3 protein-coding genes are annotated in these 2537 nt (G+C 61.4%); all 3 read right to left on the bottom strand.

Translation table 11 applies throughout. The features are described from left to right. Positions 1 to 146: 146 nt before the first annotated feature. The 3 genes from ppa to OO306_RS27895 all read right to left on the bottom strand — a co-directional run bounded on the left by ppa (position 147) and on the right by OO306_RS27895 (position 2238). Positions 147 to 674, bottom strand: coding sequence for an inorganic diphosphatase (ppa, locus tag OO306_RS27905; protein ID WP_016497835.1), 528 nt, complete (start codon positions 672 to 674; stop codon positions 147 to 149). Between the two features lie 92 nt (positions 675 to 766). Beyond that, positions 767 to 1582, bottom strand: a complete 816-nt coding sequence (locus OO306_RS27900) for a zinc-dependent peptidase (RefSeq protein ID WP_265970373.1) — start codon at positions 1580 to 1582, stop codon at positions 767 to 769. A gap of 8 nt (positions 1583 to 1590) precedes the next feature. Continuing rightward, positions 1591 to 2238 (bottom strand): DedA family protein, encoded by a 648-nt coding sequence (locus OO306_RS27895; RefSeq protein ID WP_027594930.1) that lies wholly within the window; start codon positions 2236 to 2238, stop codon positions 1591 to 1593. Positions 2239 to 2537 lie beyond the last annotated feature (299 nt).

Below are 2537 nucleotides of genomic sequence, written 5' to 3'. Positions count from 1 at the left end.
CCCACAATGTTCGCGCATGCCCTGTAAATAGGGGCATAACGCGGTCGGTGTGGGAGCGGCCTTGTGCCGCGATGGGCCGCAGAGCGGCCCCGGCATTCTTAAGTGAACAGCATTACCGCCGAGGCGGGGTTTTTCAGCAATCGGTATCAGCCTTTGTAGGCAGCGACCGATTTGGTGATCGCAGCACGGGCGGCGTCGGCGCCGTCCCAGCCTTCGATCTTGACCCACTTGCCCTTCTCGAGATCTTTGTAGTTCGCGAAGAAGTGCTCGATCTGCTGGATCAGCAGGGCTGGCAGGTCGGTGTATTCCTTAACGTCGACATACAGCTGCGACAGCTTGTCGTGCGGCACAGCGATGACTTTGGCGTCGCCGCCGCCGTCGTCGGTCATGTTCAGGATGCCAACCGGGCGGGCACGGATGACCGAGCCTGGGGCAACTGGGTATGGGGTCACGACCAGCACGTCGAGCGGGTCACCGTCGTCGGCCAGGGTGTTCGGGATGAAGCCATAGTTGGCTGGGTAGAACATCGGGGTAGCCATGAAACGGTCGACGAACAGGGTGTCGCTGTCCTTGTCGATCTCGTATTTGATCGGCGCGTGGTTGGCCGGGATCTCGATGGCGACGTAGATGTCGTTCGGCAGGTCTTTGCCCGCCGGAATCTTGCTGTAGCTCATTGGGCAGTGCCCCCGTAGTTGACCAAAAAGTGGCGGCGATTATAGGCACATTCCGCATGGGCATGCCACGCTTGGCCTGATGTGCGGCCGCGTCAGGCGTGGCCTTCGCGGTAATCGGGGTGTTCGGCCTGCAACTGGCTCAGGCGCGCCAGTGGGTCTTGGCGGTAGAACAGCGACAGTTGCTGGTAAACCTGCGGATACGCCTGCTGCAACAGGTCGGGGGCGCTGAAGAAGTATTCGCTGGTGACGGCGAAGAATTCTGCAGGGTTTTCTGCCGCGTACGGGTCAATGGGCGTTTCGGCGTCGGGGTTCAGGTCCAGCTGGCGGTTGAGGTCGTCATAGGCCTGTTGCATGGCCCTCGCCCACTCATCCACGGGCATGCCACTGTGCAGCGGCGGCAGGCCGTTGGCGTCGCCATTGAGCATGTCGAGCTTGTGCGCCAACTCATGGATGACCAGGTTGTAGGCCTCCCAACCACCACTGGCCAGCACCCCGTTCCAGGCCAGGATAACGGGCCCCTGTTGCCAGGCTTCACCGCTGTGTTCGCCGTCCCACACATGCTCCACACCACTGGTATCGCGGTGGCGCTGAGGGCTTTTGAAGTCGTCGGGGTAGAGGATGATTTCGTGGAAACCCTGGTACCAGTTCAGGTCACCCAGGTGCAGCAGTGGCAGCTGCGCCTGGGCAGCGAGGAACAGGCGCTGCTCATCGCTCAGCTCGACACCGGGTAGGGTGGTCAGGTGCTTTTCAAGCAGAAACAGGATGCAGGCTTCACGCAACCAGCGATCTTCTTCATCGCTGATACCGTCGAGCAACGGCAGGTGTTGGCGAACCGCCTGCCATTGCTCGGCTGTGATCGGGTAGCGCTTCAGGGTGCGCCGACGCCGCCAGGCGCTGAAAGACCACATGGCTGGGGTCAGTGAGCCTTGGCGGCACGGCCCAGGCGACCGCGCAGCAGGCCGAGCACCATCGGCACCAGCGACAGGAAGATGATACCCACCACCATCAGCGACAGGTGCTGCTTGATGAACGGCACATTGCCGAAGAAGTAGCCCAGCGTCACCAGGCCTCCGACCCACAGCAACGAACCGGCGACACTGAAGCCCAGGAAGCGCGGGTAGTGCATGTGGGCAATACCAGCGACGAACGGCGCGAAGGTACGCAGGATGGGCAGGAAGCGCGCCAGGGTCACGGTCTTGCCGCCATGGCGTTCATAGAATTCGTGCGTGCGTTGCAGGTAGTCGCGGCGGAAGATCTTCGAATTGGGGTTGTTGAACAACCGCTCGCCGGCCGTTCGGCCAATCACGTAGTTGGTACTGTCGCCCAGGATCGCCGCCGCCATCAGCAGGCCCGCCAGCAGGACAGGGTCCATGCCGCCACCGGCCGCCACGGCGCCGGCGATGAACAGCAGCGAATCACCTGGCAGGAACGGCATCACCACCAGGCCGGTTTCGCAGAAGATCACGGTGAACAGGATGGCGTAGATCCAGGGACCGTAATTGGTGACCAGCAGATCGAGGTAGGCATCGAGATGCAGGATAAGGTCCAGCGGGTTGAAATCCATGTACAGCACCTGTGTTCTGGGGCGTAGGCTCGGTTACCAGGGGATGGGTAAATTTTCACACATGACAAGTGGGGCATTATACGGCGAAGTGAGGATCATGCCCGGGGAGTTTGTAGCGGCGGGTTACGGAAGGGGAAGATTCATACTGCCTGTACCGACTTCACTCGGCAGGCCCACCCATACCTCTGGCCATACGCAATCCTTGTAGGAGCAGCCTTGTGCTGCGAAGAGGCCGGTGCCAGCAGTAGAGATTAACAGTGGCGGTGCCCAGGCCCAGCTGGACATTGCCCAGACCAACC

This window comes from Pseudomonas sp. DCB_AW, assembly GCF_026240895.1.
In the GTDB taxonomy this organism is placed as follows: domain Bacteria; phylum Pseudomonadota; class Gammaproteobacteria; order Pseudomonadales; family Pseudomonadaceae; genus Aquipseudomonas; species Aquipseudomonas kermanshahensis.
Note: the sequence above shows the minus strand (reverse complement) of the source record. Positions and strands in the feature narration are given on the sequence as shown.

What these genes read in the sequence shown, in the direction of transcription:
- ppa (WP_016497835.1), bottom strand. Translation starts at nt 674, where the DNA reads ATGAGCTACAGCAAGATTCCGGCGGGCAAAGACCTGCCGAACGACATC.
- OO306_RS27900 (WP_265970373.1), bottom strand. Translation starts at nt 1,582, where the DNA reads ATGTGGTCTTTCAGCGCCTGGCGGCGTCGGCGCACCCTGAAGCGCTAC.
- OO306_RS27895 (WP_027594930.1), bottom strand. Translation starts at nt 2,238, where the DNA reads ATGGATTTCAACCCGCTGGACCTTATCCTGCATCTCGATGCCTACCTC.